This window comes from Allobosea sp. GW822-FHT05A11 (genome assembly GCF_058800455.1).
The window spans coordinates 612,265-638,438 of record NZ_JBXAMI010000003.1 but is presented as its reverse complement, the minus strand read 5'-3'; the positions used below and the strand labels follow the sequence as shown (position 1 = coordinate 638,438).

The following is a 26,174-nucleotide window of genomic DNA, read 5'->3' as shown; positions in this document are numbered from 1 at the left end:
CCGATGTCGTCCGATGCCGATCTGCTCGCAGACCGCCGCAGCCTGCGCCGCAAATTGACGCTCTGGCGTGTGCTCGCCGTGCTCGGCGTGATCGTCGCCGCGGTGGTCGCCGGTTTCGCCTGGAAGGGCGATGGTCCGGCCGGCCTGTCGAGCGCCCATATCGCGCGCATCACCATCTCCGGCTTCATCTCCGGCGATCGCCGGACGCTCGACCTGATCAAGTCGGTCGAGGACAGCAAGGCGGTCTCGGCCGTCGTGCTCCGCGTCGACAGTCCCGGAGGCACCACCTCCGGCTCCGAGGCGGTGCATACGGCGTTGCGCCAGCTCGCGGCGAAGAAGCCGATGGTCGCGGTCGTCGACGGCCTCGCGGCGTCGGGCGGCTATATCGCGGCGATGGGGGCAGACCGTATCGTCGCCCGGCAGACCTCGCTGGTCGGTTCGATCGGCGTGCTCTTCCAGTTCCCCAACGTGTCGAACCTGCTGGATACGGTCGGGGTCAAGGTCGAAACGGTCAAGTCGAGCCCGCTCAAGGCGGCGCCGAATGGCTTCGAGCCGACTTCGCCCGAGGCGCGCGAGGCGCTGCAGCGCGTCGTCAACGACAACTACACCTGGTTCAAGGACATGGTGCGTGATCGCCGCCATCTCGCCGAGGGCGAAGTGGCTTCGGTCTCCGACGGGCGGGTGCATTCCGGCCGCCAGGCGGTGGGGCTGAAGCTCATCGACCAGATCGGCGGCGAGCCGGAGGCGATCGCCTGGATGGAGCGCGAGAAAAGCGTCGCCAAGGACCTGAAGGTCCGCGACTGGCGCCGCCGCAGCGAATCCTCCTCCTTCGGCCTGTGGAGCCTCGCCGAGGCGATGGCGCGTGGCGCCGGCCTCGATGCGCTCGCCACGACGATCGCACGCGCAGCGGACCAACCGCTCGGCTTGCGGCTTGACGCGCCCTTGGCGCTCTGGCAGCCTGCCGCTGAAAAGTGATTTTGATACAAATGGTTATGCCCCAGCGATGATTAAATCCGAACTCGTTCAGCGGATCGCCGACCGCAACACCCATCTCTACCAGCGCGATATCGAGAACATCGTCTCGGCCATCTTGGACGAGGTGGTGAAGGCGCTGGCCCGGGGCGACCGGGTTGAATTGCGCGGCTTCGGCGCCTTCTCGCGCAAGGGCCGCTCGGCCCGCATCGGTCGCAACCCCCGCACGGGCGACGCGGTGGAGGTCGAAGAGAAGTTCGTCCCCGTCTTCAAGACGGGCAAGGAGCTGCGGCTGCGCCTCAACGGCAAGGATTGAGCTGAGGCGCCGGTCCCGCGGCCACACGGAGATTGTGATGAAGGCCTTCTTCAAGGCGCTGGTGCTGGTTCCCGTCGCGCTGGTGATCGTGCTGTTTTCGGTCGCCAACCGCGGCACTGTGCGCGTCTCGCTCGATCCGTTCAGCCGCGACCTGCCGATGTTCTCGATCGAGCTACCGCTCTTCGCCGTGGTGCTCGCGGCGATCGCCGTCGGCGTTCTGGTCGGCGGCCTGGCCTCCTGGGTCGCGCAGGGCAAGCACCGCAAGGCCGCGCGCCGCAACCGCCGTGAGGCGGAGGCATTGCGCTCCGAAACCCAGGCGCTGCGTTCGGCCGTGCCCGACTCCGCGTTGCCGGCACTGACCAACGGACGGAATTGATGCGACTTTTCGACGTGGCTGAGATCGATGCGGCCCTGAGCTATCCCGGCCTGATCGACCTTCTCGACGACGCCTTCCGCAGCGAGGTCATCGCGCCCAAGCGCGGCCAATACGCGATCGAGCGACCCGGCGAGACCGACGCGATCCTGCTGACCATGCCGGCCTGGAGCGGGCCGGATGTCGCCAATCCCTATATCGGCACCAAGATCGTCTCGGTCTTCTTCGGCAACGGCAAGCGCAACCTGCCGGGCGTCATGGGCGCCTACCTGCTGATGGACGGTGCGACCGGGAAGCCGCTCGCCGTCATGGACGGCAACCGGCTGACGACATGGCGCACGGCGGCGGCCTCCGCGCTGGCCTCGCGCTACATGTCCAACCCCGAGGCCAGCCGCATGCTGATGGTCGGGGCCGGCGCGCTCGCGCCCTTCATCATCAAGGCGCATCGCTCCGTCCGGCCGCTGACCGAGATCGCGATCTGGGCGCGGCGGCCCGAAGCCGCCGAGGCGACCGTCGCCGAACTGGCGAAGGAGGGCATCGAGGCCCGCGCCACCACCGATCTCGAAGGCGAGGCCCGCACGGCCGACATCATCTCCTGCGCGACCAACGCGACCGAGCCCTTGATCCACGGTCATTGGCTGAAGCGCGAGGCCCATCTCGACCTGATCGGCGGCTTCACCATGCAGATGCGCGAGGCCGATGCCGATGCGCTGCACCGTGCCCGCGTTATCGTCGATTCCAGCAAGGCGATCGACGAAGGCGGCGACGTCGCCGTCGCCATCGCCGAGGGCAGCTACAGCGCCGACAAGGTGGCGGGCACGCTGGCCGATCTTTGCCACGGCAGGATCGCCGGCCCGGTCGAGGGCGGTGGCATCACCCTGTTCAAATCCGTCGGCGTCGCGCTCGAGGATCTGGCCGCGGCTGTCGCGGTCTGGGAGAGCCGCGCCGCGAGCTGATCGCGGCGCACGCCGGTCGAGGCGTCAGGCGATGCGCGCGCCGCCGATGGCGCCGAGCAGCCACAGGATCAGGACGATCACGAGGACGAGGCCGAGCACGCCGCCGAGCCCGGCCGTTCCATAGCTGCGATGGCCGTAATAGCCACCGCCGCCGAGAAGCACGATCAGCAGCACGATGATGAGAAGGGTGGACATGGCGAACTCCCGTAAAGCAGCGCCCGTTTCGGGCGAGGTCTAGCGGGAAACGCCGGCCGCGAAGCCTCGGTTCCGCCCGGGCGGCTCCGGATCATTCCACCTTGAGGCCGACCTCCTTGATCAGGTCGCCCCAGCGCTTCATCTCGGCCTGCAGGAACGCACCAAGCTCGTCCGGGCTGTTGCCGACGGGTTCCGCGGCGAGCGCATCCATCTTCGCGCGCACGGCCGGGTCGGCAATCCCCGCTTTGGTGTCGGCCTGGATCTTGGCGATGACGGCCGGCGGTGTCTTCGCCGGCGCGAACAGCGCGAACCAGGAGGAGACGTCGAAGCCCGGCACGGTATCGGCGATCGGTGCGAATTCCGGCGCCGTCGGCGAGCGCTTTGCCGTGGTGATGCCGAAGCCGCGGATCGAACCGGCACGGACATGGGGCAGCGCCTGCGGGATATTGTCGAAGATCAGGTCGATGCGCCCGCCGATCAGGTCCTGCGTCGCCTGCGCCGTGCCGCGATAGGGCACATGCACCATCTTGGTGCCGGTCAGCTTCTGGAACAGCTCGCCGCAGAGATGCACCGAGGTGCCGATGCCGGACGAGCCATAGGTGAGCTTGCCGGGATTGGCCTTCGCGTAGGCGATCAGCTCGGCGACGTTGTTCGCCGGCACCGTCTTGTTGACCACGAGCAGATTGGGCACCATCGCGACCATGGTGATCGGCGCCAGGTCCCTGGCGGGGTCGTAGGTCAGCTTCTGGTAGAGATACTGGTTGGTCGCCATGCCCACCGAGACGATCAGGAAGGTGTCGCCGGTCGGCTCGGCCTTGGCGACGGCATCCGTGCCGATATTGCCGCCGGCGCCCGGACGGTTTTCGACCACGATATTGGTCCCCCAGGTCCGGCCGAGCTTGTCGGCCACGAGGCGCGCCAGCACATCGGTCGCACCCGCCGGCGGAAACGGCACGACGAGCTTGAGGACCCGTCCCTGAGGCCAGGGTTGCTGGCCGAGGCCTGCGGTCGGTGCTGCGAGAAGGGCGCCTGCGCCGGCAAGAATGCTGCGGCGGTCGATCCTGGCCGTCATCGGTATCCTCCCTGAAAGGTGCTCTGCGGCGCCGATGCGCAAGGCTGCAATTCGCCGCGCCGCTTGTCCAGCCATGGCGCTTGACCGCGATGGCTGGTCGCGGTGATTCTCAGGATATGCGCGCCATCTCCCGAATCGCAGCTCTCCTCGTTCCGCTCGCCTTGCTGCCGGTTGCAGCACTCGCCCAGTCGACGGCGGATCAGGAGGCGAAGAACCGCGCCGCCAACATTGCCGCCTGGCCCGATGCCGCCCGCACGCTCTTCGGCCAGAAGACCGCGCCGGCGAGCATGCAGGCACGAGCGATCGGCTCCTATGCGCGCGGCTGCCTCGCCGGCGCCGAAGCCCTGCCGGTCGATGGGCCAAGCTGGCAGGTCATGCGGCTCAACCGCAATCGCAACTGGGGCCATCCCGCCCTGATCGACTATCTGGAGAAGCTGGCGCGCGACGTGCCGCGCATCACCGGCTGGGCGGGGCTGCTCGTCGGCGACATGTCGCAGCCGCGCGGCGGGCCGATGCTGACCGGCCATGCCTCGCACCAGATCGGGCTCGATGCCGATGTCTGGCTGACGCCGATGCCGCGGGGCCGGCTCGACCGCGAGCAGCGCGAGAACATGTCGGCGGTCAACATGGCTCGCTCCGATTGGCGCGATGTCGATCCACGCCATTGGACCCCGGCCCATACGAGGCTGATCCGCACGGTGGCGGCCGAGCCGAAGGTCGAGCGCATCTTCGTCAACCCGGCGCTCAAGGTCGCGCTCTGCCGCGAGGCCGGCGCCGACAAGAGCTGGCTGGACAAGGTGCGCCCGATCTGGGGCCACAACTACCATTTCCATATCCGGCTGGCCTGTCCGGCCGGCATGGCGAGTTGCCAGGGCCAGGAACCTCCGAATTTCGGCGATGGCTGCGGCGCCGAGCTCAGCGGCTGGATCGAGCGCCAGCGCAAGGCCATCTTCAACCCGCCGAAGCCGAGGCCGGGCCCGAAACCCAAGCCGAAGCCGCCGATGTCGCTCGATGCCCTGCCGCCGGAATGCCGGCAGGTGCTGGTCTCGCGCTGAGCGTGGGGCTCAGCATCGGACCGAAAAGTGGAACCCACTTTTCGGAGCAACCTGATGCTAGGCAATGGGCTAGATCGCCACTTTGCGCCCGATAGGACGCATGGCGATCTAGCGCCGCGGCGGCACGCGCCCGGAGCTGTAGGCGAAGGGGTCGTGCTGCGGCGTGATCATCGGCTGGGCCTGGTCCTCGCCTTCCATGTCGACGACACCCGTGCCGCCCTCGTCGCCGAGAACCGCCTCTTCCGTCGGCGGTACCGCGCCCGGCAGTGACAGCGGCCCGGCATTCTCGCTGGGCAGCGGCTGCGGCTGGAAGTGCCCCTGCCGCTGGCGCGTGTCGTACTGCTCCAGGAAGCGCTGCTGCGCATCGAGGCTCTGGGCCTGGCCTCGGCCATAGTTCGCGACCGGGTAGCCGCCCTGCACCGCGCCGGGCGGCCGCAAGCCATCGCTGGGCTGTCGGAGCAGCCTGCCGTCCGCGACCATGGTGCCGGCCGCCGGCGCCATGTCACGCGGCTGCGACTGGGACGAGGCGTAGGGCCGCGCCGGGTCCGGCGGCTGCAGATTGTAGTTCGGCGTGTATTTGATCACCGGCTTGCAGATGTGCCGGCCTTTCGAGTGCCGGGCCAGGTCGATATGGAAATGGTCGTAATGCAGCGGGTCTGCGCCGGGGCCGAGCACCGTCGAGAAATGCTGGCAGGCGCCGACGAAGACCTCGCGCAGGAAATTCTGCTCCTCGGGGGAGCCGCGCCAGCCATCCTTCACCGTGATCACGCGGTTGTCGTTGAGCCGGAAGGAGAAGACGTCGACGGCGTTGCCGAAGGCATGCTCCGAGGTGCGCGTTGTCCTGGTGCCGTTGTTCATCGCCCGGCAGGAATAGGAGCCGGCGCGCAATTCGACGACCTGGGCGCCGAGCACGTTCATCGCCGCCGGCTGCACCACTTCGGCCAGCCATTTGTCGGTGGTCGCGACGACCGGGCAGGAGAGGGTGGCCGAGCTGGTCAGGCCGATGCCGCCATTCGAGAAGGCCGAGACCTTCAGCGGCTGCTGCATGCCGCAGGTTCCCGGCCCGTCGATCGCCTTGCCGCGCAGGCTGACATAGGACGAGATCTGCACCTGCCGGGAGGCCATGCAGGCGGCTTCCGCCTGGTCGCGCCAGGCGGCGCGCTGCGGCTTCTGGAATTTGCCGCAGCCCGCCAGGCCGGCTGCGCCGGCGATGCCGAGTGCGATGAGGGCGAGATGAGCGCGTCGCATGACCATTCAAATGCGAACCGCTTGGTGAACGGTTTCTCAACCGACTGCGCTCCGGCCGCCACAGGCGGATTAACTTTGGCGCCGTGGTGAATCGCGCCTTAATGCACCGTTCCCGGCCTTAACCGGGGCGGATTTCGCCGTCTCGAACCATCTCCCAGATGTTGCCAAGATCAGGCCACGGGGCCCGAGGTCGAACCGTGGCGAAGCTGTGGCGCCGCGCTGGAGCAGACTCGCGACGAAATTTCGCAGTCAGGAATATCCCCAAATCTAATCAATGGTTTAACCCCTGATTAAGGATGTTGTACCCTCCGTCCCGGCCCCGCCACGATGCTGCCCCCTTGCGGCCTTCGTCAGTTCTGATAGCCTCCACGACAGGTCAATGACACAGGAGGGTGTGATGAGTGTCACGCTACGTCTCGACCGATTGATCATGGGTGCGGCCTTCGTTTTCATGATGGCGATCGTTCTGGGAGCGTTCTGACAACGGGTCAGTCTCGAAGTCGCTAGGACCACAAGAGCAATGACAACAACGCCGCCGGGAAGAAGTCCCGGCGGCGTTTCTGTTTGGGCTCAGGCCTCAGGCGGAAGCGTTCAGCTCTCCGGGCAGGCGGTTTCCGTCAGTTGCCAGGACATCATGTTGACCACCCGTCCGCAGGTCGCGACGCGCCGGCCCTGCGTGGTCCTGATGCAGGACATCGACCCTTCAGCGATCTTACGGCCGTCGTTCCAGCAGAAACAGAGCGGCTCCGGCGCCTGGGCGAGGCGCGGCTTGTCCAGCGCGACGGCCGGCTCGCCGGCGGCTGCCGCTTCGCTGAACAGGAACAGCACGGCGAGCGCGAGCATGCAGCTCAGCACGCGATGTCGGTGAGGCCTCAGTCCGGATCCGGTCATGGCTCTCTCCCTGCGCCTCGCATGGCGAGACGGCTCAGGAGTTTACCATATCGGTCCGATCGCAACGAATAATTATGTACCGATTTGAAATAGTAAGTAATTTCAGTCTGTTAGCCGGATCGGGCCTTGCGTGGAATGCGGGCTCTCTCCATATTGGGCAGCGGTGGGCCCATTGGGGGGCTCCGGGAGGAACAATGTCTCTGATTTCGCTTGCCCATCGTGGACGTGCCGTCGCCCTGGTTGCCGGGGCCCTGTTGCTCGTGCCGCTCGTTGCCGAAGCCCGTCCGGGCGGCGGCCGCAGCTCGGGCAGCCGTGGGTCGTTCACCAACAGTGCGCCGCCGTCGACGAATACGACGCCGGGCGGCGCCCAGACTTTCCAGCGCTCGGCCCCGTCCTCGTCGGCGTCGCCGTCGATGGCTGGCCCCTCGGCCGCCGGTGCGGCTGCTCAGGCGGCCCGCCCGTCCTTCGCGCGCAATATGATGATGGGCATCGGTGCCGGCCTGCTCGGCGCGGGCCTGTTCGGCATGCTGTCGGGCTCGGGCTTCTTCGGTGGCCTGGCCTCGCTCGCCGGCGTGCTCGGCTTCCTGCTTCAGCTCGCGCTGATCGCCGGCATCGTGATGCTCGCCATCCGCTTCTTCCGCCGCCGTTCCGAGCCGCAGCTCGCCAGCGCGGGTGCGCCCTATGCCCGCCAGGGTTATGACGCCCCGCAGCAGCAGCCTGCCGCCCGCATGGGCGGCTTCGGCGGTGGTGCCGCTGCTGCGGCGGTGCAGCCCCAGCCGATCGAGCTTTCGGGCGAGGATTTCAACGCCTTCGAGCGCCTGCTCGGCGAGGTCAACACCGCCTATTCCAACGAGGATGAGGCCGGCCTGCGCCAGCGGACGACACCCGAGATGTTCGGCTATTTCGACGAGGATCTCAGCGACAACGCCCGCCGCGGCGTGGTCGACCGCGTCTCCGACGTCAAGCTGCTGCAGGGCGACCTGTCGCAGGCCTGGCACGAGGGCAACGCCGATTACGCGACGGTGGCGATGCGCTTCAGCCTGATCAACGCGCTTTATGACCGCAAGTCCGGCAATGTCGTCGAGGGCAGCGCAACGCAGACCCAGGAGGTCAGCGAATACTGGACCTTCCTGCGCGAGCGCGGCGCCGCCTGGAAGCTCTCGGGCATCCAGCAGGCGGCCTGAGCGTCGACCTCTTGCGAGAACAGGAACGGCCGGGGCAACCCGGCCGTTTTGCTATGCGCGGCTTTCGGGTGGGCCGCTGGCGGAGCCGGGCCTATTGCGCTACTGGCGAAGGCATCTGCTTTCGTCGCAGAACCAGCCCGGAGCCCGCCTTCCATGAGTGATATGCGTCTCGTCGTCGTCGGTGCCGCCGGGCGGATGGGCCGGATGCTCATTCGCGCCATCGATCAGGCCGACGGCTGCACGCTTGTGGCCGCGATCGAGCGGCCGGGCTCTGCCGCGCTCGGCGAGGATGCCGGGATTCTCGCCGGCCTGCCGGCATCCGGCATCAAGGTGACGAGCGACGCCGCCGCAGCTTTCGCATCCGCCGATGGCGTGCTCGATTTCACGGCGCCGGACGCGACGGTCGCCTTTGCCAAGCTCGCCGCCGATGCCGGAATCCTGCATGTCGTCGGCACGACCGGGCTTGAGCCCACGCATCTGGCTGAGCTGGCCGAGGCTGCGAAGCGCACGCCGATCATCCGCTCCGGCAACATGAGCCTCGGCGTCAACCTGCTGGCGGCGCTGGTGCGCAAGGTCGCCGCGACGCTCGGCACCGACTGGGATATCGAGATCGTCGAGATGCATCACCGCATGAAGGTCGATGCCCCCTCCGGCACGGCCGTCCTGCTTGGCGAGGCGGCGGCGGAAGGGCGCGCGGTCGATCTCGCACAGCAACGCGTCGCCGGCCGCGACGGCATCACCGGCGCGCGCCAGGCCGGCACGATCGGCTTCGCTGCCTTGCGTGGTGGCACGGTCGTCGGCGATCACAAGGTGATCTTCGCCGGCGCCGGCGAGCGGCTCGAACTCGCCCATGTCGCGGAGGATCGCAGCCTCTTCGCACAGGGCGCGGTCAAGGCCGCCCTTTGGGGCAGGGGGCGTGAAGCGCGGCTCTACTCCATGGCCGACGTGCTCGGCCTCGACGCGCTCTGACGATGCCCCGCGTCACCGTTGCACCGGGCGTCGTCCACTGGCCGGGGAGGCTGGCGCCGGAGGAGCAGGCCGCCCTGGTGGCGGAGCTGCGTGCCGTGGCGCGGAAGGCGCCGTTCTTCCAGCCGCGCATGCCGAAGACCGGCAAGCCTTTCTCGGTCCGCATGACCAATTGCGGCTCGCTCGGCTGGGTCTCCGACATCAATGGCTATCGCTACCAGCCGGAGCACCCCGAGACGGGCGAGCCCTGGCCGTTGATGCCGGCGCCGCTTCTCGATCTCTGGGCGGAGCTGGCCGGCTATCCGCATCCACCCGAGGCCTGCCTCGTCAACTTCTACGCGGCGGGTGCCAAGATGGGCCTGCATCAGGACCGCGACGAGCAGGATTTCGACGCTCCGGTCCTGTCGGTCTCGCTCGGCGATGCCGCGCTCTTCCGCATCGGCGGTACGACGCGCGGCGGCAAGACCACCTCGCTCAAGCTCGCGTCGGGCGATGTCCTGATCTTTGGTGGCGAGGCGCGGCTCGCCTATCACGGCATCGACCGCATCCTGACGGGATCGTCGACGCTGCTGCCCGAGGGCGGGCGGATCAACCTGACACTGCGGCGGGTGACGAAGCCGAAGCCCTAATCGGCCGGCTTGCCGGGCAGACGGGGGAACGACCAGCCGAACAGCAGCGAGCCCGCCCGCAGGCCGAAGCAGGCTGCGAACCCGCCGAGCATCACGACCGGGCCGGGCAGGCCGAGGCCGGTGAGCAGGGCCGTGGTGCCGGCTCCGGCGGTTGCGGCGGTGACGTAGAAATCGCGGCTCCACAGCACCATCGGCCGGTCGCCGGCGAGGATGTCGCGCAGGATGCCGCCGAAGGTCCCGGTCATCGCGCCGAGCGCGACCGCCGAGAGTACGGGAACGGCCGCGTCGAGGCCCTTGAGCGTACCGATGACGGCGAAGAGCGAGAGGCCGGCGGCATCGGCCCAGATCAGCAGTTTGCGGCCGGCCCAGCCTTCGAGGACGCCGGGCTTGAGATAGGCGAGGGCCCAGCAACCGAGGGCGACCACGGTGCAGACGATGACGTCGCTGGGATCGCGCACCCAGAAGATGCCGCGCCCGAGCAGGACGTCGCGCAAGGTTCCGCCGCCGACGCCTGTGACGGTCGCCAGCAGGATGAAGCCGAACGGGTCCATGCCCTTGCGGGCGGCGACGAGGGCACCGGTCAGCGCGAAGATGGCGACGCCGGCGGCCTCGAACACGGCGTCAGTGCGGGCTGGTTTCGTCGGCCGGCGCGTCCGCCTTGGGCGCCCCCGCGGAGACGCCGACCAGCGCCGGGCGCAGCACGCGCTCGCCGATCTTGTAGCCGATCTGCACGACCTTCGAGACCAGCCCCTTGGCGATCGTGGCGTCGGGCGCCTCGAACATCGCCTGGTGCAGGTTGGGGTCGAATTTCTCAGCCAGCGGGTCGATGCGGCGCACGCCGTGACGCTCCAGCGTCTTGAGCAGTTCGCGCTCGGTCAATTCGACGCCTTCATGCAGCGTCTTCACGGCAGCATCGGCCGCTTTCAAGGCATCGGCGGGCAGGCTTTCCAGCGCCCGGCGGAGATTGTCGGAGGAGCCGAGCATGTCGCGGGCGAAGCTGGTCACGGCATAGGTTTTCGCATCGGCGATCTCGCGCTCGGTGCGTCGGCGCAGGTTCTCCATCTCGGCGAGCGTGCGCAGCAGCTTGTCCTTGAGATCGTCGCGTTCGGCCTGGAGCTTGGCGAGCTGCGCGTCGAGGCCTGCCTCGGCGTTGGCCGCCTGCTCGGGCGCATCCGCGCCGGCTTCGAGGTTGGGGTCTTCCGTCGCAGGGTTCTGCGTCATTTTATCGTCACGTCCCTTTCTCAGCATTTTCGAGCGAAGTGGATGCCGGTTCGCGTGAAGAACCGAAGGTCCGCGTCAGCGAAAATGCGGCAAATAAAGACTTGGCTGCGCCGCCCCTTGCGGGGCCGCAGCCGCGTTCGTGCCGGATATCGGCCTTATGGTCGTTTAAATCAAGCGCGGGCCGGCACTTTCACCTTGGTCGGGCTCGGCTTCTCCGCCTCGAACTTGAAGACGTCGATGAGGGCCTTGCGGATCGTCAGCTGCCGGCCGGTCGAGACGATCTTCGCATGGGTCAGGTCGGTGACGTAGAACACGTCGACCGCCTTCTCGCCGAAGGTCGCGATATGGGCCGAGGCGATGTTGAGGTTGAGCTTCCCGATCGCGGTGGTGAGATCGTAGAGCAGGCCCGGTCGGTCGAGGCCGGACACTTCGAGCACGGTGTGGCGGGCCGAGAGCACGTTGTCGATCACGACTTCGGGCTCGACCTGGAAGGTCTGCCCGCGCGGCGGCGGGGCGCGCCGCTGCGCCACGAGATCGGCGATCTTGATCTCGCCCTTCAGCGCCCGTTCGATCGCGGCGGCGATGCGTTCGGCCCGGCGCAATTCGTCGTCGTCGCGGTCGAAGGCGCGCGAGACCGAGATCGTGTCGAGCACCAGCCCGTCGCTGGTGGTGAAGATCTGCGCGTCGACGATATTGCCGCCAGCCGCGGCGCAGGCGCCGGTGACGATGGCGAGCAGGCGCGGATGGTCGGGCGCCAGCACGGTCAGCTCGGTCACGCCGCGGAACTGGTCGGTCTCGACGATGGTCGCGGTGGTCCGCCCGGCGGCTTCCGCCTCGCGCAGGAAGCGTGCATGCTTCTCCTGCTGCTCCGGATCGACCTTGATCCAGTAGGCGGGGTAGTGCCGCGCGACATAGGCATCGCGCTCCTCGGTGTTCCAGTCGGACAGGCGCCGGCGCAATTCGTCCTGCTTCATGGCGACCCGCGCCTTGCGCTCGACGGCCGAATGCCCGCCGGTGAGCACGAGCTCCGTTTCGTAGTAGAGCGTGCGCAGCAATTGCCCTTTCCAGCCGTTCCAGACGCCGGGCCCGACCGCCTTGATATCGGCGACGGTGAGGATCAGCAGGAGCTTTAACCGCTCCAGCGTCTGCACGGTGGCGGCGAAGCTCTCGATCGTCTTGGGGTCGCCGAGGTCGCGGCTCTGCGCCACCGTCGACATGTCGAGATGGTGCTCGACCAGCCAGGCGACGGTCTCCGTCTGCGCGCTGGTCAGCCCGAAGCGCGGGCCGAGCTTGCGCGCGATCCGGGCGCCGGCGATCGAGTGGTCCTCCGGCCGCCCCTTGGCGATGTCGTGCAGCAAAAGCGCGACATAGAGCGCGCGCCGGTTGGAGATCGCCGGCATGATCTCGTTGGAGAGCGGATGCTCGGCCTCGAGCGCGCCGGCATCGATCTCGGCCAGCACGCCCATGGCCCGGATCAGATGCTCGTCCACCGTATAGTGGTGGTACATGTTGAACTGCATCATCGCGACGATGCGGCCGAAATCCGGGACGAACCGGCCGAGCAAACCGGATTCGTTCATGCGCCGCAGCACCACCTCGGGCGAGCGCCGGCCGGTCACGATCTCCAGGAAGATGCGGTTGGCTTCGGGGTCGTTGCGCAGGCCGGGCGTGACCAGCCGCAGCGACTGCGTCACCAGCCGGCTGGCATCCGGATGGATGGCGAGATCCTCGCGGCTGGCGATGGCATAGAGCCGGAGCAGGTTGACCGGATCGCGCTCGAAGGCGCTGTCGTCGACGACATCGAGGCGCTGGTTGGTCAACTTGAAGTCGGTATGGCCGAGCGAACGCTCGCGCTTGCGCTTGGCGAAGGTGCCGAGCAGCTTCGACAGCGTCGCGCGCGGCTTCTGCTGTCGCGCTTCCAGCGCGGCGCAGACGATGGCGGTGAGGTCGCCGACATCCTTGGCGATCAGGAAGTAGGCCTTCATGAAGCGCTCGACCGGAGCCTGCCCGCTGCGTCCGGCATAGCCGATCGCGGCCGCGACCTGCCGCTGCAGGTCGAAGGACAACCTCTCCTCGGCCCGGCCGGTGATGAAATGCAGCCAGCAGCGCACGCGCCAGAGGAATTCCTCCGAGCGCTGGAACATCTGCAACTCCTGCTCGTCGAACAGCCCGGCCTCGACGAGTTCGCGCACGTCATGGACGCGGTAGGCATATTTGGCGATCCAGAACAGCGTGTTGAGGTCGCGCAGGCCCCCCTTGCCGTCCTTGACATTGGGCTCGACCAGATAGCGCGAGGCGCCCGCCCGCTGCACCCTGAGCTCGCGCTCGGCGAGCTTGGCTTCGGTGAAGGCCGGGGCCGTGCCCTCGACCACCTCGGCATCGAAGCGGCGGACCATCTCGTCGAACAGCGGGCGGTCGCCGACCAGGAAGCGTGCTTCCAGCAAGGCGGTGCGGATCGTCATGTCGGCGCGGGCCTCGCGCACGCAATCGTCGATCGAGCGCACGGAGTGACCGGTCTTCAGCTTCAGGTCCCAGAGCGGGTAGAGCATGGATTCGACCACGCTCTCGCCCCAGGCCGTCTGCTTGTGCGGAAACAGGAAGAGCAGGTCGACATCCGAGCCCGGCGCCAGCGTGCCGCGCCCGTATCCGCCGACGGCGACGACCGCGATCCGTTCCGATTGCGAGGGGTTGTCGGCCGGGTAGAAATAGCTGGTCGCGGCGCTGTGCAGCCCGCGCACCACCGCATCCATCACGGCCGAGAGCCGGCGCGCGCAGGCAAGCCCGCCGCGCGGACCGGCCAGGATCGCCCTGGCCGAGGCATGCCCTGCGTCGAGCACCTCCCGGAGTCCGGCGATCAGAAGCTGCCGCATCCTGGCCTTGTCGCGCCGGTTGACCGTCTCGAACAGCCGCACGATTTCGGCCTCGGGACTCTGCAGCATCTCGGCGAGCGACAGGACAGGCTTTGCGGGAGGCGTGGTCACGAAAGCTCCGTTGCGGCGGACGTCGCCTTTCGTAACATGGAGGCGAGGGTAGGGAGAGAGTAAAATTAAACGTCTAAAAAATGTGAAATAAAGAAAAGAACGCTTCATTTCGTGTTGTTTGACAAACAGAACGATTGGACCTAAAGGTCGGATACGCGCCGATTTGAGCCACCAGCTTGCGGGCGCGAAACAAGTGCAGCTAAAGCGTGGGGCCAGGGACGCCACCCGTCCCGATCCCTCGCACCATCGACAGAGGGATAAGCCCCATGACCAGCATCACCCGTCGCCTCGCACTGGCCTTCATCGCTGCCGCCGGCCTTGCCGCGCCCGCCTTCGCGCAGGCGCCCAAGGAAATCCGGCTCGACTACGCGACCTATAATCCCGTCAGCCTCCTGCTGAAGGAACGCGGGATCCTCGAGAAGGCGCTGGAGGCCGACGGCATCAAGGTCCGTTGGGTCTTCTCGGCCGGATCGAACAAGGCGCTCGAATTCCTCAATGCCGGCTCGATCGATTTCGGCTCGACGGCTGGCGCCGCCGCGCTGATCGGCAAGATCAACGGCAACCCGATCAAGTCGATCTATGTCTATTCCCGCCCGGAATGGACGGCGCTGGTCACCGGCGCCAAGAGCGAGATCACCAAGGTCGCCGACCTCAAGGGCAAGCGCGTCGCCGTCACGCGCGGCACCGACCCGCATATCTTCCTGGTTCGCGCGCTGGCTGATGCCAAGCTGACCGAGAAGGACGTCAAGCTCGTCCTGCTCCAGCATGCCGACGGCCGCCTCGCGCTGGAACGCGGCGATGTCGATGCCTGGGCCGGGCTCGATCCGATGATGGCCGCGGCCGAGGTCGAGAGCGGCGCCAGGCTGTTCTACCGCAAGCCAGAGGACAACACCTGGGGCATCCTCAATGTCCGCGAAGCCTTCGCCAACGAGCACCCGGCTTTGGTGAAGAAGGTGCTGGCGGCCTACGAGGAAGCGCGCGCCTATGCGCTCGCCAATCCGGCCGAGGTCAAGAAGGTGCTGGTCGACGCCACCAAGCTCTCCGACGCCGTAATCGAGCGCCAGCTCACCCGTACGGAGCTGACCCATTCCAGCATCGGCCAGGCCCAGATCGACGGCATCACCGCCGCCGGCATCGCGCTGAAGGATGCCGGCGTGCTGCCGGCCTCGACCGATGTGAAGGCCGCGGTCGACGCGCTGCTCGACCGGCGCTTCGCGGCGACCAACTGACGGCATAAGCCCAAGGCGATGAGCGTCCTGGAGATCGCAAATGCCCTGGACGAGCCGGAGCGGCGTCCTGCCGCCCCGCGCCGCTCCTACGGGCTCGCGATCGCCGGCTTCGTCCTGCCGATCGTGCTGGCCATCCTCTGGGAATGGCTCGTCGCTGCCGGGATCGCCAACGGGCGCTTGATGCCGCCGCCGAGCGTCGTTGGGCGCACGCTCTGGGGCCTCGCCGCCTCGGGCGAACTCCTGACCCATGCCGGGGCGACGCTCTGGCGGGTGGGGGCGGGCTTCGGCCTCGGCGCGCTCGCCGGCACGGTGTTCGGTGCAGTGACGGGCGCGCTGCCCGTCGCCCGCAGCCTGCTCGATCCGACCTTGCAGGCGCTGCGCGCGATCCCCTCGATCGCCTGGGTGCCGCTCTTCATTCTCTGGTTCGGTATCTTCGAGGCTTCGAAGGTGGCGCTGATCGCGGCCGGTGTCTTCTTCCCGGTCTATCTCGGTGTCGCCGCGGCGATCCAGGGCATCGACCGCAAGATCGTCGAGGTCGGCCGCGTCTTCCGCCTCTCGCGCCTCGCCATGGTCAGGCGCGTGCTCCTGCCGGCGATCCTGCCGGACTGGATCGTCGCGCTGCGCTCCGGGCTGGGCCTCGGCTTCATGTTCGTGGTCGCGGCCGAGATCATGGGGGCGAGCGAGGGGTTGGGTTATCTACTCGTGGACGGCCAGCAGCTCGGCCGCCCCGACTCCATCATCGCGGCCATCATCAGCTTCGCCGTGCTCGGCAAGCTGGCGGACGGCCTGCTCGTCGCCATCACGCGGCCCTTCCTCGCCTGGCAGGATACGGCGCGCGACAAGCTCTGAAGGCTGAACCCCGTGCTGAGTTTCGACCGGCTGTCCAAAACCTATGCCGACGGCACGCATGCGCTGGCATCGATCGCGCTCGATGTCGGGCGCGGCGAGATCGTCGCGCTGCTCGGCGGCTCCGGCTGCGGCAAGACCACCCTGCTGCGCCTCATTGCCGGGCTCGACCGGCCGAGCGAGGGCGCGATCCGCCTCGACGGCGAGGCGATTGCCGAGCCGCGCGCCGATGTCGGCGTCATCTTCCAGGAGCCGCGGCTCTTCCCCTGGCTCAGCGTTGCCGAGAATGTCGGCTTCGGCCTGTCGCATCTCTCGGCCTTCGAGCGCGAGGGGCTGGTGACCAATGCGCTCGTCCGCGTCGGCCTCGCCGGCCATGAGAAGCGCTGGCCGCGCGAATTGTCCGGCGGCCAGCAACAGCGCGTCGCCATCGCGCGCGCCCTCGTGACCCGGCCGAAGCTCCTGCTGATGGACGAGCCCTTCTCGGCGCTCGACGCCACGACGCGGGCGAGCCTGCACGGCCACTTGCTGGCGCTCTGGCAGGAGAGCCGCCCGACCGTGGTCATGGTCACGCATGATGTCGAGGAAGCGGTGACGCTGGCCGACCGCATCGTCGTGATGCAGCCCAAGCCCGGTCGCATCTTCGACGAGCTCGACAACCCGCTCGCCCGTCCGCGCGACCGGCTTTCGCCGGCCTTCGAGGCGGCGAAGCGCGAGGCCCTGCGCGCGCTCGACCGCTCGCTGCGCGACGAGGCCCCGCATCAGGAGAAGGCGGCCGAGACCGCGGGCATGTGGTGGTAGCCGGACCGGATCGCATCGGCCGGGCTGGCACGCAGCCCTGCTTTCAGCCTATCAGCCGCATAAGCGATCTTCAGGACGAACGAGAGGCTCGAATTCCATGGACGTCACCGCACTGCGTGCCTTGCAGGCCCCCCTCAAGGATGAATACCGGACCAACCCCGAGGCGGCGGTCATTACGCTCAAGGCCCATGGCCAGCTCGACGACCAGCACATCGCCTGCAAGGTCGAGACCGGCCGTGCCATCGCGCTCGCAGGCCTCCATCCGGCCACGGGCGGCTCCGGCGCCGAGCTCTGCTCCGGCGACATGCTGCTGGAGGCGCTGGTCGCCTGCGCCGGCGTGACGCTGAAGGCGGTCGCGACGGCGCTCGAGATCGATCTCAGGAAGGGCGTGGTCCGCGCCGAGGGCGATCTCGATTTCCGCGGCACGCTCGGTGTCGCCAGGGACGCGGCCGTCGGCTTCAAGGCGATCCGCCTCTCCTTCGACGTCGAGACCGATGCGCCGCAGGAGAAGCTCGACACGCTGCTCAAGCTCACTGAGCGCTATTGCGTGGTCTTCCAGACGCTGAACGTGAAGCCCGAGCTGTCGGCTACCCTGGAACGCAACGCTTCCTGACGCGAACCGGGAAGCGCGCGGAAGCAGGATGGGTCGGGAGGAGCTAGAACTCCTCCCAGCCTGTGCTGCCGTTGCGGGCATTGGCCGCGCGCTCCACGGTCTTGGCAGGGGCGGGGCGTCGCGATTGCTGGAAGGCCGCTTCGGCGAGCTGGCGCAACCGGTCCGGCTCCGACGCTGCCGGGCGGGCAGGGATAGGCGCGCGCGATGCCGAGGTCTGGCCCTGATCGATCTTGAAGGTCGCGACCAGTCCGTTGAGCTGCTCGATCCGGCCGGAGAGCGCGTTGGCCGAGGCTGCGCTCTGCTCGGACAAGGCCGCGTTCTGCTGGGTCATCTCGTCGAGATGGGCGACCGCCTGGCTCATCTCGTCGATGCCGTTGGCCTGCTCGCCCGACGCCGCCGAGATGTCGGCGATCGTCGCCGCCACCTTCTGCGAGGCGGCGAGGATGCGGCTGAGCTGGTCGCCGGCCTGACGCACCAGCTTGACGCCCTCGCCGACCTCGACATTGGACGAGGAGATCAGCCCGGAGATGTCCTTGGCCGCCTCGCTCGAGCGCTGCGCCAGGGTGCGCACCTCCGAGGCGACGACGGCGAAGCCCTTGCCGGCATCGCCGGCGCGGGCCGCCTCGACCGCGGCGTTGAGCGCCAGCAGGTTGGTCTGGAAGGCGATGTCGTCGATCACCCGGATGATGTCGGAGATCTTCTGCGAGGCGCTCTCGATCCTGGCCATGGCATCGACCGCCTGGCCGGCAATAGTGCCGCCGCTCTCGGCCGCCTGCATCGCCTCGTCGGCGATCCGGGCGGCATCCTTCGAGGCCTGGGCCGAGGCCTTGACCGAGGCTGCGAGCTCCTCGGTCGTGGCGGCGGTCTCCTCCAGCGAGGAGGCCTGCTCCTCGGTGCGCTTCGACAGATCGTCGGCGCCCATATTGATCTCGCGGGCGGCGAGGCCGACATCGGCCGAGGTCGTCTGGATCGTCGCCACCGTGTCCGAGAGGCGATCCACCGTCTCGTTGAAGTCGTCGCGCAGCTTGGCATAGGCGGCGGGCATGTCCGCTTCGATGCGGTGGCGCAGATCGCCCTCCGAAAGGGCGGCAAGCCCCTTGGCGAGCGCTTCGACGACCCGTTCCAGCTCCTGAGCCTGCTCCATCTGCTCGCGCGCCGCCGCTTGTCGCTGTGCCTCTGTCTGGCGGCGGGTTTCACCCATCAATTCGGCCTGCGCGGCAGCATCCTGTTCCAGCCGGATCTTCTCGATGGATGCATGGTGCAGCACCTCGACGGCGTTGGCCATGGCGCCGAACTCGCGGTCGCCGCCGAAAGCGGGAACGGGCGTGTCCAGATCACCTTGAGCGAGCCGCTTCAGAGCCGCGCTCAAGGTCGCGAGCGGCTTCATCATGCGACGTACGAGCCAGAACAGCAGGCCCGCCGCGACGGCCGCGATCGCCAGGCCGGCAATGATGTTGGCGCGGATCATCTCGCCGATGACGGCCAGGAATTCCTCCTGCTTGATGCCGACATAGAGAATGCCGATCACGTTGCCGTCCGATTTCTGGATGATCGGCTCGTAGATCGTGAAATAGGGCACGCCGAGAATGTCGGCTGCGCCGGAATAGGTGCGTTTCTCCTTGAAGACGGCATCATGGGCCGGGCCCTGTGCCAGCTTGGTGCCGACGGCCCGCGTGCCGTCCGGCTTCATGACGTTGGTCGTCACCCGGGTATCGCCCATGAAGACCGTGGCGGTACCGCCGGAAAGCTCCTTCACCTTGTCGACCGCGGCGAAGTTGCCGTTTACGCTTTCACCGCCGAAAATGAGTTTGCCACCCTCGAATCTGGGCTCGCCCTTGGCAAGAAGGATATCCCGCAGAAGGTTGATGTTGACCATCAGGCTCGACTGGGCCCGTTCCCGCATCGCCTTCTCGGCCGCGCGAAGGGACACCGCGACCGAGGCTGCCACGGCAACGCCGACGATCAATACGGCCAATATCGCCAGACGTGTCGCGATCGGAAGTCGCAGAAAAGGCAGTTTCAGCATGAAGGGCCATCTCTCGGGAAAAACGACGCGGTATGGCAGCTATGGAGTGCACGCCGCCGGCAACGCATAGGTTTAGGCTGCAGGCGTGGTCGAGATGCCTAGTCCAGGCCGGCATTCGATCGTATTGAGTGCTGATAGCGCCTGAATTTCTTCCAGATAATGCTTAAAACTGTTCTAATGCCGCAACGGGCGGGCCGCCCGGGCATGAACGCGTACTTTCGCTATGGCCGGCCGAGCAGCGCAGCTTCCGCATCGCAAGTGCAGAAATGAAAAGCGCAGGAAGCGTTTGCGGTGACGGCAGGCGTGAAGGCGCCGGTGCCTACTCGGCAGCGCGTTTCAGCTCCAGCCCCTTGGCGAAGGGCAGCTTCGGCTCGCTCTTCTCGTCGTCGAATTCGAGCGCGCCGATCCTCTCGGCGCGGCTCGTCACCTTGCCGGCCGAGGTCTTGATCTGGCCGACATCGTCCTGTGCCTGCCGGAAATGATTGTCGAGCTTGTCGACGCGCTCGCCGAGCCGGCGCACGTCGTCGAGCAGCTTGCCGACTTCGGTCTGGATCACCTGCGCCTCTTCCCGCATCCGCGCATCGCGAACCAGCGACTGCATCAGCTGGATCGCCAGCGCCAGGAGCGAGGGCGAGACGATCATGATGCGCGCCCGGTGCGCCCGCTGCACGACATCGTCGAAATGCTCGTGCAGATCGGCATAGATCGATTCCGAGGGGACGAAGAGCAGGGCGATATCCTGCGTCTCGCCGGGCAGGAAATAGCGCTCGGCGATATCCTTCACATGCACGCCGACATCGCTGCGCACGCGCTGGCCGGCCGTCTTCTTCGCGTCGTCGCCGCGCGCCTCGCGCAGCAGCGTGAAGCTCTCCAGCGGGAACTTGGCGTCGATGACGAGGCCGCGCCCGTCGCCGGGCAGGGTGACGAGGCAGTCCGGCCGCTTGCCGTTGGAAAGCTGTGGCTGGAAGGCGAAGAAGGCGGCTGGCAGCCCGTCGCGGATGATCGCTTCCATCCGGCCCTGGCCATAGGCGCCGCGCGCCTGCTTGTTGGCGAGCACGTCGCGGAGCGTCACGACCTCGGAGGTGAGGTCGGTCAGGTTCTTCTGGGCGCTGTCGATCACCGCCAGCCGCTCCTGCAGCTTGCTGAGGCTTTCGGTGGTCTGGCGGACATTCTGCTCGAGACCTTGGCCGACCTTGTGGCTCAGGCCGTCCATCCGGTCGGCGACGAGGCGGGCGAGATCGCCCTGCCGGGTCGACAGGATTTCGGCCATCGACTGCATCCGGCCGGCGAGCTCGGCCTGCTGGCGGTTCATCTCGGCGACCTTGTCGTCCATTTCGCGGGCGCGCTCAGTCGCCATCGCTGCCTCGATCGCGCGGCTCCGGCCGCCACGCCAGCCGGCGATCACCGCCATCAGCAGCAGGGCGAGGCTCAGGGCCCCGAAGCCCAGCGCGGCCTCGGCCCATGTCACCGGGCGTTCCAGCAGGGTGAAGGCGATCTCGTTCATGCGCGGGAGCCTAGCCGATTCGACAGGGAATTGCGAACGAAAGCGGAACAGTTTGACCGCTCCTCCACAAATGCTTATGTCCCGGGCTCAACAGCTCTTTCTCCTTGGAATCCCATGTCCGTTCGCCCGCTCGTCATCCTGCCCGACGCCCAGCTTCGCCTCGTCTCGAAGCCGGTCGAGGCCGTTACGCCCGAGATCAGGACGCTGGTCGCGGACATGTTCGAGACGATGTACGACGCGCCCGGCATCGGGCTCGCGGCGATCCAGATCGGCGTGCCGCTGCGCGTGGTGACGATCGACCTGTCGAAGCCCGAGACGAAGGAGGGCGAGGAGCCCGAGCCGAAGAAGCCGCAGGTCTTCATCAACCCGGAGGTCATCTGGTCCTCGGACGAATTCAGCGCCTACGAGGAAGGTTGCCTCTCGATCCCGGAATATTACGAGGAGGTCGAGCGTCCGGCCGAGGTCAAGGTCCGCTACATGGATCTCGACGGCAAGACCCATGAGATCGCGGCCGATGGCTTGCTCTCGACCTGCCTGCAGCACGAAATCGACCATCTCGATGGCGTGCTCTTCATCGACCACATCTCGCGGCTGAAGCGCGAGCGCGTCACCAAGAAATTCGCCAAGGCAGCCAAGCGCGAACGGGCTGCGTAGCGAGCGGTCGTATCCGAGCCCTCGTCCTGAGGAGCCGCGGTACGCGGCGTCTCGGAGGGTGCTTCAGGAGACGACTGGATCATCCCTTGGGACGCAGCCCCTGGCTGCTCCTCAGGATGAGGGCTGTTCTATTCTTCCCGGTGTCGAGCCGGGCCAAGGTAAGGTCGAGCGTATGAGCTTGCGCGTCATCTTCATGGGCACGCCGGATTTTGCCGTGCCGGTGCTGACCGAGATCGTAGGCCAGGGGCATGAGGTCGTCTCCTGCTACACCCGCCCCCCGGCGCAGGCTGGCCGCGGCCTCGAAACGAAGCCTTCGCCGGTGCACCGTGCCGCCGAGCGTTTCGGCATCCCGGTCTTCACGCCCAAGACGCTGAAGACGCCGGAGCAGGCCGAGATCATCGCCTCGCATCAGGCCGATGTCGCCGTCGTCGTCGCCTATGGCATGATCCTGCCCCAGGCGATCCTCGATCTGCCCGAGCTCGGCTGCCTTAATCTCCATGCCTCGCTGCTGCCGCGCTGGCGCGGCGCCGCCCCGATCCAGCGTGCGATCATGGCGGGCGATGCCGAGAGCGGCGTCTGTGTGATGAAGATGGAAGCAGGGCTCGATACCGGCCCCGTCGCCATGGTCGAGAGCCTCGCCATCGGCCCGGACATGACCGCCGGCGAATTGCATGACCGGCTCAGCCCCCTCGGCGCCGATCTGATGGTGCGCGCGCTCGCTGCGCTCGGGCGCGGCGGCCTGCAGTTCACGCCGCAGCCGGAAGAGGGTGTGACCTATGCGAGCAAGATCGCGAATGCCGAGGCGAAGCTGAGCTGGACCCTGCCGGCGCAGCAGGTCCACGACCTCGTGCGCGGCCTCTCGCCCTTCCCGGGCGCCTTCGCCGAGATCGATCTCGGCAAGGGGCCGGAGCGCCTGAAGATCCTGCGCACGGCCCGGGCCGGCGGCGCGGCCGAGCCCGGCACGCTGCTCGACGACGAGGGCAGTGTCGCCTGCGCCGTCGGGGCGGTGAAGCTGCTTCAGGTCCAGCGCGCCGGCAAGGCGCCGATGAGCGGGGCCGAGTTCCTGCGCGGCGCCCGGCTCGGAGCCGGCGACAAGCTTTGAATGAGCAGGCCATTGTCCGAAAACCGCTTCGCACTTTTCGGTAGCCAGCTCTGATGCCGCGCTACAAGCTCGTCATCGAGTACGACGGCACGCCGTTCTCGGGCTGGCAGCGCCAGCTCAACGGCCCGTCCGTGCAGCAGAGCGTCGAGGAGGCGGTGGAAGCGTTCTGCGGTCATCCCGTCCGCTTGCATTGCGCCGGCCGGACCGATGCCGGCGTCCACGCCACCCATCAGGTCGCCCATGTCGATATCGACAAGGAATGGCGCACCGATGTCGTGCGCGACGCGACCAACGCCCGGCTGAAGCGGATTCCTGTCGCTGTGCTCAGCGCCGAACCGGTCCCCGGTGATTTCGACGCCCGCATCTCGGCGCGGCGCCGCTATTACGTCTACCGCATCCTCGACCGCCGGGCCCAGCCGGCGCTCGATCGCGACCGCGTCTGGCATGTGCCGGTCAAGCTCGATCACGAGGCGATGGACCGCGCGGCCAAGGCGCTGCTCGGACAGCACGACTTCACCACCTTCCGGGCTGCCGAATGCCAGGCCAACAGTCCGATCCGCACGCTGGATCGTTGCGATGTCCGCCGCGAGGGCTCCGAGATCGTCGTCTATGTCCATGCCCGCTCCTTCCTGCATCATCAGGTCCGCTCGATCGTCGGCTGCCTGAAGATGGTCGGGATGGGCCGCTGGCCGGAGAACAAGGTCGGCAAGGTCCTGGCCGCCCGCGACCGCTCGCAATGCGCGGCGCTGGCGCCTTCCTGCGGGCTCTATCTCGCCGGGGTCGACTATGTCGATCCGTCGGCTTGAAGCCGCGGCGCCTCAGAACAGGCCGAACAGCCGCGTGACGCCGTAGTCGAGCACCAGGCTGGCGGCGACCAGCGGCAGGGCGACGCCGCGAACCTCCGGGCCGAAAACCGCCCGCGCCACGCAATAGCGCAGCCTCAGCACGATCGCGGCGAAGAAGAGCGACTGCACGATCGCGAGCTTCGGCGGCGCCCAGCCGATCGCGAAGATCGCTGCCGGGACCGCCATCAGGCTGGCCGAGACGATGCCGGCCCAGTTCCAGGCGATCACGAAGCTGGTGAAGCGCGGGCTTTGCGCGAGCTCCGGGCGCAGCACGATCAGCAGGGCCGGGACGGCAAGGATGGTGAGCGCCATCGCCGCGATCACCGACAGGGCGAGCGTCGGCGCGGCGAACAATCCGGCGCTGTTCGGCAGCCCGGCGACCAGGCGCACCGCCGCGAGGATGGCGACCGTCGCCGGCAGCATCAGCGCGAAGGCGAGGAAGGAGCGCCAGAACCCGTCCCGCGTCAGGTCGAGCTCGGGGAGAGCTTCGGCGCCCCGCGTCATGAGGTGCCAGGAGCCGCGCAGCGAACGCGCGACGTCATCGGCTGCCAGCCTCATCACGGTCTCCATCATCTGCGATCTTAGACTTTCGTCTAACCGCGATAATGGACCGTGGTTCCGTCGCGTCAAGCCTGACGGTGCGCGGCAAAATAGCTGGTAATCAAACGATGCGTGATCCGTTCGAGCGCCACGAGGTCGGCGACGGCGACGAATTCGTCGATCTGGTGCATCGTCTTGCCGACGACGCCGTATTCGACGACGGGGCAGTAATTCTTGATGAAGCGCGCGTCCGAGGTGCCGCCCGTGGTCGAGAGCGCCGGGCGCTTGCCGGTCTCGGCCTCGATCGCGTCGGCGACGATCGCGACGAAGGGGCCGGGTTCGGTCAGGAAGGCGACCGCATTGGTCGGCTGGACCTCGAGTGTGTAGCGCACCTGGTTGCCGGCCGCCTCGTGCAGGCGCCGTTCCAGTTCGGCGGCGAGCGTCTCCGGCGTCCATGTGTCGTTGAAGCGGATGTTGAAGGCCGCCTTCGCCTGCGCCGGGATGACGTTGGTCGCGGGGTTGCCGACATCGAGCGTCGTCACTTCGAGATTGCTCGGGTCGAAATGCTGCGTGCCGCCGTCGAGCGGTGTAGCGTCGAGAGCGGCGAGCAGGCGCACCATGCCGCGGATCGGGTTGTCGGCGAGATGGGGATAGCCGACGTGACCCTGCGTGCCCTGGACGGTGAGCTTGCCGGTCAGCGACCCGCGCCTGCCGATCTTGATCATGTCGCTCATCGTCGCCGGATTGGTCGGCTCGCCGAGGATGCAATGGTCGAAGCGCTCGCCGCGCTCATGCGCCCAGGCGAGCAGCTTGACCGTGCCGTTGACCGAGGGGCCTTCCTCGTCGCCGGTGACCAGGAAGGCGATCGAGCCGGGCGCATCGGGATTGTCACGGCCGTAGCGGATCGCGGCTGCGACCATGGCGGCGAGCCCACCCTTCATGTCGCAGGCGCCGCGCCCGTAGAGCGTTCCATTCTCGATCGCGCCGCCGAAGGGCTCGCGCGTCCAGGCAGCCTCGTCGCCGACAGGAACGACATCGGTATGGCCGGCGATCACGAAGACCGGAGCGGTGCTGCCGATGCGGGCATAGAGATTCTCGACATCAGGCGTGCCGGGCTCGCTGAAGGCCGGGCGATGCACATCATAGCCTTCCGCCGAGAGCACGGCGGCAAGCAGCGCGAGCGCGCCGCCTTCTTCGGGCGTCACCGAGGGGCAGCGGACCAGGGCCTGCGTCAAGGCGACGGGGTCGGCTGGATCGAAAGGCAGTACGGGGGTGGGGGATGTGGGTGCGGCGCTCATTCCGCCGCTTTAGAGCATCGGCCCGAAAAGTGGAATGCGGTTTTCGGGAAAGCCGATGCAAAATCAAAGATCTAGAGCATCGGGTTGGTATTCAATCCGATGTTCTAGCCCCCGCTGGCGTGGCCGCAACTCTATCCTGCTTCGTTGCCGACGGCAGTAGCCCGAGATCGATGAAGGCGACGACCCAGGCCATAGTCGAGATCGCCTCCAGCGACGGGCGCCAGCCGAACGGCATGACGACGCGCAGATGCTCCGGCAGCACGATCGCGCAGACCAGCAGGATGCCGAAGAGCGGTGTGCTGCCACGGTCGGTGGCACGCTTCGCTGCCAGCGCGGCCCAGGGAAACAGGGCGAAGGCCTTGACGAAGGCGACGACCATGATCGCGTCCCGGTAACCGACCAAAAGCGGCACGGTGCGCTGGATGGCGAGCAGCGTCAGCGCGACCGCGATGCTGCCAAGCCAGAAGGTCCGCAAGCCGATGCGGCCATCGAAATCGCTGAAGAGGCGGATCAGGGACATCAGGCAAGCTCCGATGGCCTTTGTCGCACGGCTTGCCGCGAGGGTGAAGCTTATGGTGAATAAAAGGTTAACGGGGCGCCTAAGAGTTTATATCGGCCCAGAAAGGGCTTGAACGCGGCGGGGCTGGCGGTTAGCTGCGG

27 protein-coding genes are annotated in these 26,174 nt (G+C 67.5%); 15 read left to right on the top strand and 12 right to left on the bottom strand.

Annotated elements, in window-relative coordinates; all coding sequences use genetic code 11:
* Positions 1-3 precede the first annotated feature (3 nt).
* From sppA to lhpI, 4 genes are read left to right on the top strand one after another with little or no spacing between them, the layout of a single operon-like run.
* Positions 4-975: a signal peptide peptidase SppA gene (gene sppA, locus AC1RLU_RS12595; protein WP_492795901.1), complete on the top strand. Its 972-nt coding sequence runs from the start codon at positions 4-6 to the stop codon at positions 973-975.
* Positions 976-1,003: 28 nt separating this feature from the next.
* On the top strand, positions 1,004-1,288 hold the full coding sequence (ihfB, locus tag AC1RLU_RS12590; RefSeq protein ID WP_047576935.1) for an integration host factor subunit beta: 285 nt from the start codon (positions 1,004-1,006) through the stop codon (positions 1,286-1,288).
* Positions 1,289-1,325: 37 nt separating this feature from the next.
* On the top strand, positions 1,326-1,664 hold the full coding sequence (locus tag AC1RLU_RS12585; RefSeq protein WP_454031689.1) for a LapA family protein: 339 nt from the start codon (positions 1,326-1,328) through the stop codon (positions 1,662-1,664).
* Positions 1,664-2,617 (top strand): bifunctional Delta(1)-pyrroline-2-carboxylate/Delta(1)-piperideine-2-carboxylate reductase, encoded by a 954-nt coding sequence (gene lhpI / locus AC1RLU_RS12580; RefSeq protein WP_061968381.1) that lies wholly within the window; start codon positions 1,664-1,666, stop codon positions 2,615-2,617. Before AC1RLU_RS12585 ends, lhpI begins: the two co-directional genes overlap by 1 nt.
* A 24-nt stretch (positions 2,618-2,641) precedes the next feature.
* Here the strand turns inward: lhpI and AC1RLU_RS12575 are convergent, their stop codons facing one another.
* A complete protein-coding gene (locus tag AC1RLU_RS12575) occupies positions 2,642-2,812 on the bottom strand; it encodes a DUF3309 family protein (RefSeq protein ID WP_082617459.1) in 171 nt (56 codons plus the stop codon).
* A gap of 91 nt (positions 2,813-2,903) precedes the next feature.
* The gene (locus AC1RLU_RS12570) at positions 2,904-3,884 is read right to left on the bottom strand and encodes a tripartite tricarboxylate transporter substrate binding protein (protein ID WP_113584707.1); all 981 of its coding nucleotides are present in this window, start codon (positions 3,882-3,884) and stop codon (positions 2,904-2,906) included.
* Between the two features lie 116 nt (positions 3,885-4,000).
* Here AC1RLU_RS12570 and mepA point away from each other — a divergent pair, with 116 nt between their 5' ends.
* Positions 4,001-4,939, top strand: coding sequence for a penicillin-insensitive murein endopeptidase (mepA, locus tag AC1RLU_RS12565; protein ID WP_492795898.1), 939 nt, complete (start codon positions 4,001-4,003; stop codon positions 4,937-4,939).
* A gap of 108 nt (positions 4,940-5,047) precedes the next feature.
* Here the strand turns inward: mepA and AC1RLU_RS12560 are convergent, their stop codons facing one another.
* Positions 5,048-6,187, bottom strand: coding sequence for an extensin-like domain-containing protein (locus AC1RLU_RS12560; RefSeq protein WP_162260105.1), 1,140 nt, complete (start codon positions 6,185-6,187; stop codon positions 5,048-5,050).
* A gap of 591 nt (positions 6,188-6,778) precedes the next feature.
* Complete coding sequence (locus AC1RLU_RS12555) at positions 6,779-7,078, bottom strand: hypothetical protein (protein WP_492795896.1); 300 nt, start codon at positions 7,076-7,078, stop codon at positions 6,779-6,781.
* Positions 7,079-7,272: 194 nt separating this feature from the next.
* Here AC1RLU_RS12555 and AC1RLU_RS12550 point away from each other — a divergent pair, with 194 nt between their 5' ends.
* From AC1RLU_RS12550 to AC1RLU_RS12540, 3 genes are all read left to right on the top strand, one after another.
* Positions 7,273-8,262 carry a Tim44 domain-containing protein gene (locus tag AC1RLU_RS12550; protein ID WP_492795895.1) on the top strand — a complete coding sequence of 330 codons (990 nt, stop codon included), beginning with the start codon at positions 7,273-7,275 and terminating at the stop codon, positions 8,260-8,262.
* Between the two features lie 162 nt (positions 8,263-8,424).
* The gene (gene dapB, locus AC1RLU_RS12545) at positions 8,425-9,231 is read left to right on the top strand and encodes a 4-hydroxy-tetrahydrodipicolinate reductase (protein ID WP_091857864.1); all 807 of its coding nucleotides are present in this window, start codon (positions 8,425-8,427) and stop codon (positions 9,229-9,231) included.
* A gap of 2 nt (positions 9,232-9,233) precedes the next feature.
* Positions 9,234-9,857: an alpha-ketoglutarate-dependent dioxygenase AlkB family protein gene (locus AC1RLU_RS12540; protein WP_492795893.1), complete on the top strand. Its 624-nt coding sequence runs from the start codon at positions 9,234-9,236 to the stop codon at positions 9,855-9,857.
* On the opposite strand, the gene AC1RLU_RS12535 is transcribed toward AC1RLU_RS12540, so the two are convergent.
* The 3 genes from AC1RLU_RS12535 to AC1RLU_RS12525 all read right to left on the bottom strand — a co-directional run bounded on the left by AC1RLU_RS12535 (position 9,854) and on the right by AC1RLU_RS12525 (position 14,017).
* Positions 9,854-10,474 (bottom strand): trimeric intracellular cation channel family protein, encoded by a 621-nt coding sequence (locus AC1RLU_RS12535; RefSeq protein ID WP_492795891.1) that lies wholly within the window; start codon positions 10,472-10,474, stop codon positions 9,854-9,856. The genes AC1RLU_RS12540 and AC1RLU_RS12535 overlap by 4 nt on opposite strands.
* 4 nt (positions 10,475-10,478) lie before the next feature.
* A complete protein-coding gene (gene grpE / locus AC1RLU_RS12530; protein WP_061968366.1) occupies positions 10,479-11,078 on the bottom strand; it encodes a nucleotide exchange factor GrpE in 600 nt (199 codons plus the stop codon).
* A 170-nt stretch (positions 11,079-11,248) separates the two neighbouring features.
* A complete protein-coding gene (locus tag AC1RLU_RS12525; protein ID WP_492796211.1) occupies positions 11,249-14,017 on the bottom strand; it encodes a [protein-PII] uridylyltransferase in 2,769 nt (922 codons plus the stop codon).
* A gap of 308 nt (positions 14,018-14,325) precedes the next feature.
* On the opposite strand from AC1RLU_RS12525, the gene AC1RLU_RS12520 reads away from it, so the two are divergent.
* From AC1RLU_RS12520 to AC1RLU_RS12505, 4 genes are all read left to right on the top strand, one after another.
* Positions 14,326-15,288 carry an aliphatic sulfonate ABC transporter substrate-binding protein gene (locus tag AC1RLU_RS12520; RefSeq protein ID WP_142114772.1) on the top strand — a complete coding sequence of 321 codons (963 nt, stop codon included), beginning with the start codon at positions 14,326-14,328 and terminating at the stop codon, positions 15,286-15,288.
* A gap of 18 nt (positions 15,289-15,306) precedes the next feature.
* Positions 15,307-16,137, top strand: a complete 831-nt coding sequence (locus tag AC1RLU_RS12515) for an ABC transporter permease (RefSeq protein ID WP_492795888.1) — start codon at positions 15,307-15,309, stop codon at positions 16,135-16,137.
* A 12-nt stretch (positions 16,138-16,149) separates the two neighbouring features.
* Positions 16,150-16,932 (top strand): ABC transporter ATP-binding protein, encoded by a 783-nt coding sequence (locus AC1RLU_RS12510; RefSeq protein WP_061969105.1) that lies wholly within the window; start codon positions 16,150-16,152, stop codon positions 16,930-16,932.
* Positions 16,933-17,029: 97 nt separating this feature from the next.
* Positions 17,030-17,545, top strand: a complete 516-nt coding sequence (locus AC1RLU_RS12505; RefSeq protein ID WP_492795886.1) for an OsmC family protein — start codon at positions 17,030-17,032, stop codon at positions 17,543-17,545.
* Between the two features lie 43 nt (positions 17,546-17,588).
* Here the strand turns inward: AC1RLU_RS12505 and AC1RLU_RS12500 are convergent, their stop codons facing one another.
* Positions 17,589-19,571: a methyl-accepting chemotaxis protein gene (locus AC1RLU_RS12500; protein WP_492795884.1), complete on the bottom strand. Its 1,983-nt coding sequence runs from the start codon at positions 19,569-19,571 to the stop codon at positions 17,589-17,591.
* A 319-nt stretch (positions 19,572-19,890) separates the two neighbouring features.
* On the bottom strand, positions 19,891-21,075 hold the full coding sequence (locus tag AC1RLU_RS12495) for a DNA recombination protein RmuC (RefSeq protein WP_492795882.1): 1,185 nt from the start codon (positions 21,073-21,075) through the stop codon (positions 19,891-19,893).
* Positions 21,076-21,189: 114 nt separating this feature from the next.
* Here AC1RLU_RS12495 and def point away from each other — a divergent pair, with 114 nt between their 5' ends.
* The 3 genes from def (at position 21,190) to truA (ending at position 23,637) form a co-directional block, all read left to right on the top strand.
* Positions 21,190-21,729: a peptide deformylase gene (def, locus tag AC1RLU_RS12490; RefSeq protein ID WP_492795881.1), complete on the top strand. Its 540-nt coding sequence runs from the start codon at positions 21,190-21,192 to the stop codon at positions 21,727-21,729.
* Between the two features lie 172 nt (positions 21,730-21,901).
* On the top strand, positions 21,902-22,831 hold the full coding sequence (fmt, locus tag AC1RLU_RS12485; protein ID WP_492795879.1) for a methionyl-tRNA formyltransferase: 930 nt from the start codon (positions 21,902-21,904) through the stop codon (positions 22,829-22,831).
* Between the two features lie 53 nt (positions 22,832-22,884).
* Positions 22,885-23,637: a tRNA pseudouridine(38-40) synthase TruA gene (gene truA, locus AC1RLU_RS12480; protein ID WP_492795877.1), complete on the top strand. Its 753-nt coding sequence runs from the start codon at positions 22,885-22,887 to the stop codon at positions 23,635-23,637.
* 12 nt (positions 23,638-23,649) lie between these two features.
* Here truA and AC1RLU_RS12475 read toward each other — a convergent pair whose 3' ends face one another.
* From AC1RLU_RS12475 to AC1RLU_RS12465, 3 genes are all read right to left on the bottom strand, one after another.
* Positions 23,650-24,234 (bottom strand): hypothetical protein, encoded by a 585-nt coding sequence (locus tag AC1RLU_RS12475; RefSeq protein WP_139163490.1) that lies wholly within the window; start codon positions 24,232-24,234, stop codon positions 23,650-23,652.
* Positions 24,235-24,302: 68 nt separating this feature from the next.
* Positions 24,303-25,514, bottom strand: coding sequence for a succinyl-diaminopimelate desuccinylase (gene dapE / locus AC1RLU_RS12470; RefSeq protein ID WP_492795875.1), 1,212 nt, complete (start codon positions 25,512-25,514; stop codon positions 24,303-24,305).
* A gap of 91 nt (positions 25,515-25,605) precedes the next feature.
* Positions 25,606-26,034 carry a DUF805 domain-containing protein gene (locus tag AC1RLU_RS12465; RefSeq protein WP_091856103.1) on the bottom strand — a complete coding sequence of 143 codons (429 nt, stop codon included), beginning with the start codon at positions 26,032-26,034 and terminating at the stop codon, positions 25,606-25,608.
* Positions 26,035-26,174 lie beyond the last annotated feature (140 nt).

Excerpts from the sequence above, each read along its gene's own strand:
- sppA (WP_492795901.1), top strand. The coding sequence starts at position 4 with ATGTCGTCCGATGCCGATCTGCTCGCAGACCGCCGCAGCCTGCGCCGC.
- ihfB (WP_047576935.1), top strand. The coding sequence starts at position 1,004 with ATGATTAAATCCGAACTCGTTCAGCGGATCGCCGACCGCAACACCCAT.
- AC1RLU_RS12585 (WP_454031689.1), top strand. The coding sequence starts at position 1,326 with ATGAAGGCCTTCTTCAAGGCGCTGGTGCTGGTTCCCGTCGCGCTGGTG.
- lhpI (WP_061968381.1), top strand. The coding sequence starts at position 1,664 with ATGCGACTTTTCGACGTGGCTGAGATCGATGCGGCCCTGAGCTATCCC.
- AC1RLU_RS12575 (WP_082617459.1), bottom strand. The coding sequence starts at position 2,812 with ATGTCCACCCTTCTCATCATCGTGCTGCTGATCGTGCTTCTCGGCGGC.
- AC1RLU_RS12570 (WP_113584707.1), bottom strand. The coding sequence starts at position 3,884 with ATGACGGCCAGGATCGACCGCCGCAGCATTCTTGCCGGCGCAGGCGCC.
- mepA (WP_492795898.1), top strand. The coding sequence starts at position 4,001 with ATGCGCGCCATCTCCCGAATCGCAGCTCTCCTCGTTCCGCTCGCCTTG.
- AC1RLU_RS12560 (WP_162260105.1), bottom strand. The coding sequence starts at position 6,187 with ATGCGACGCGCTCATCTCGCCCTCATCGCACTCGGCATCGCCGGCGCA.
- AC1RLU_RS12555 (WP_492795896.1), bottom strand. The coding sequence starts at position 7,078 with ATGACCGGATCCGGACTGAGGCCTCACCGACATCGCGTGCTGAGCTGC.
- AC1RLU_RS12550 (WP_492795895.1), top strand. The coding sequence starts at position 7,273 with ATGTCTCTGATTTCGCTTGCCCATCGTGGACGTGCCGTCGCCCTGGTT.
- dapB (WP_091857864.1), top strand. The coding sequence starts at position 8,425 with ATGCGTCTCGTCGTCGTCGGTGCCGCCGGGCGGATGGGCCGGATGCTC.
- AC1RLU_RS12540 (WP_492795893.1), top strand. The coding sequence starts at position 9,234 with ATGCCCCGCGTCACCGTTGCACCGGGCGTCGTCCACTGGCCGGGGAGG.
- grpE (WP_061968366.1), bottom strand. The coding sequence starts at position 11,078 with ATGACGCAGAACCCTGCGACGGAAGACCCCAACCTCGAAGCCGGCGCG.
- AC1RLU_RS12525 (WP_492796211.1), bottom strand. The coding sequence starts at position 14,017 with ATGCTGCAGAGTCCCGAGGCCGAAATCGTGCGGCTGTTCGAGACGGTC.
- AC1RLU_RS12520 (WP_142114772.1), top strand. The coding sequence starts at position 14,326 with ATGACCAGCATCACCCGTCGCCTCGCACTGGCCTTCATCGCTGCCGCC.
- AC1RLU_RS12515 (WP_492795888.1), top strand. The coding sequence starts at position 15,307 with ATGAGCGTCCTGGAGATCGCAAATGCCCTGGACGAGCCGGAGCGGCGT.
- AC1RLU_RS12505 (WP_492795886.1), top strand. The coding sequence starts at position 17,030 with ATGGACGTCACCGCACTGCGTGCCTTGCAGGCCCCCCTCAAGGATGAA.
- AC1RLU_RS12500 (WP_492795884.1), bottom strand. The coding sequence starts at position 19,571 with ATGCTGAAACTGCCTTTTCTGCGACTTCCGATCGCGACACGTCTGGCG.
- AC1RLU_RS12495 (WP_492795882.1), bottom strand. The coding sequence starts at position 21,075 with ATGAACGAGATCGCCTTCACCCTGCTGGAACGCCCGGTGACATGGGCC.
- def (WP_492795881.1), top strand. The coding sequence starts at position 21,190 with ATGTCCGTTCGCCCGCTCGTCATCCTGCCCGACGCCCAGCTTCGCCTC.
- fmt (WP_492795879.1), top strand. The coding sequence starts at position 21,902 with ATGAGCTTGCGCGTCATCTTCATGGGCACGCCGGATTTTGCCGTGCCG.
- truA (WP_492795877.1), top strand. The coding sequence starts at position 22,885 with ATGCCGCGCTACAAGCTCGTCATCGAGTACGACGGCACGCCGTTCTCG.
- AC1RLU_RS12475 (WP_139163490.1), bottom strand. The coding sequence starts at position 24,234 with ATGAGGCTGGCAGCCGATGACGTCGCGCGTTCGCTGCGCGGCTCCTGG.
- dapE (WP_492795875.1), bottom strand. The coding sequence starts at position 25,514 with ATGAGCGCCGCACCCACATCCCCCACCCCCGTACTGCCTTTCGATCCA.
- AC1RLU_RS12465 (WP_091856103.1), bottom strand. The coding sequence starts at position 26,034 with ATGTCCCTGATCCGCCTCTTCAGCGATTTCGATGGCCGCATCGGCTTG.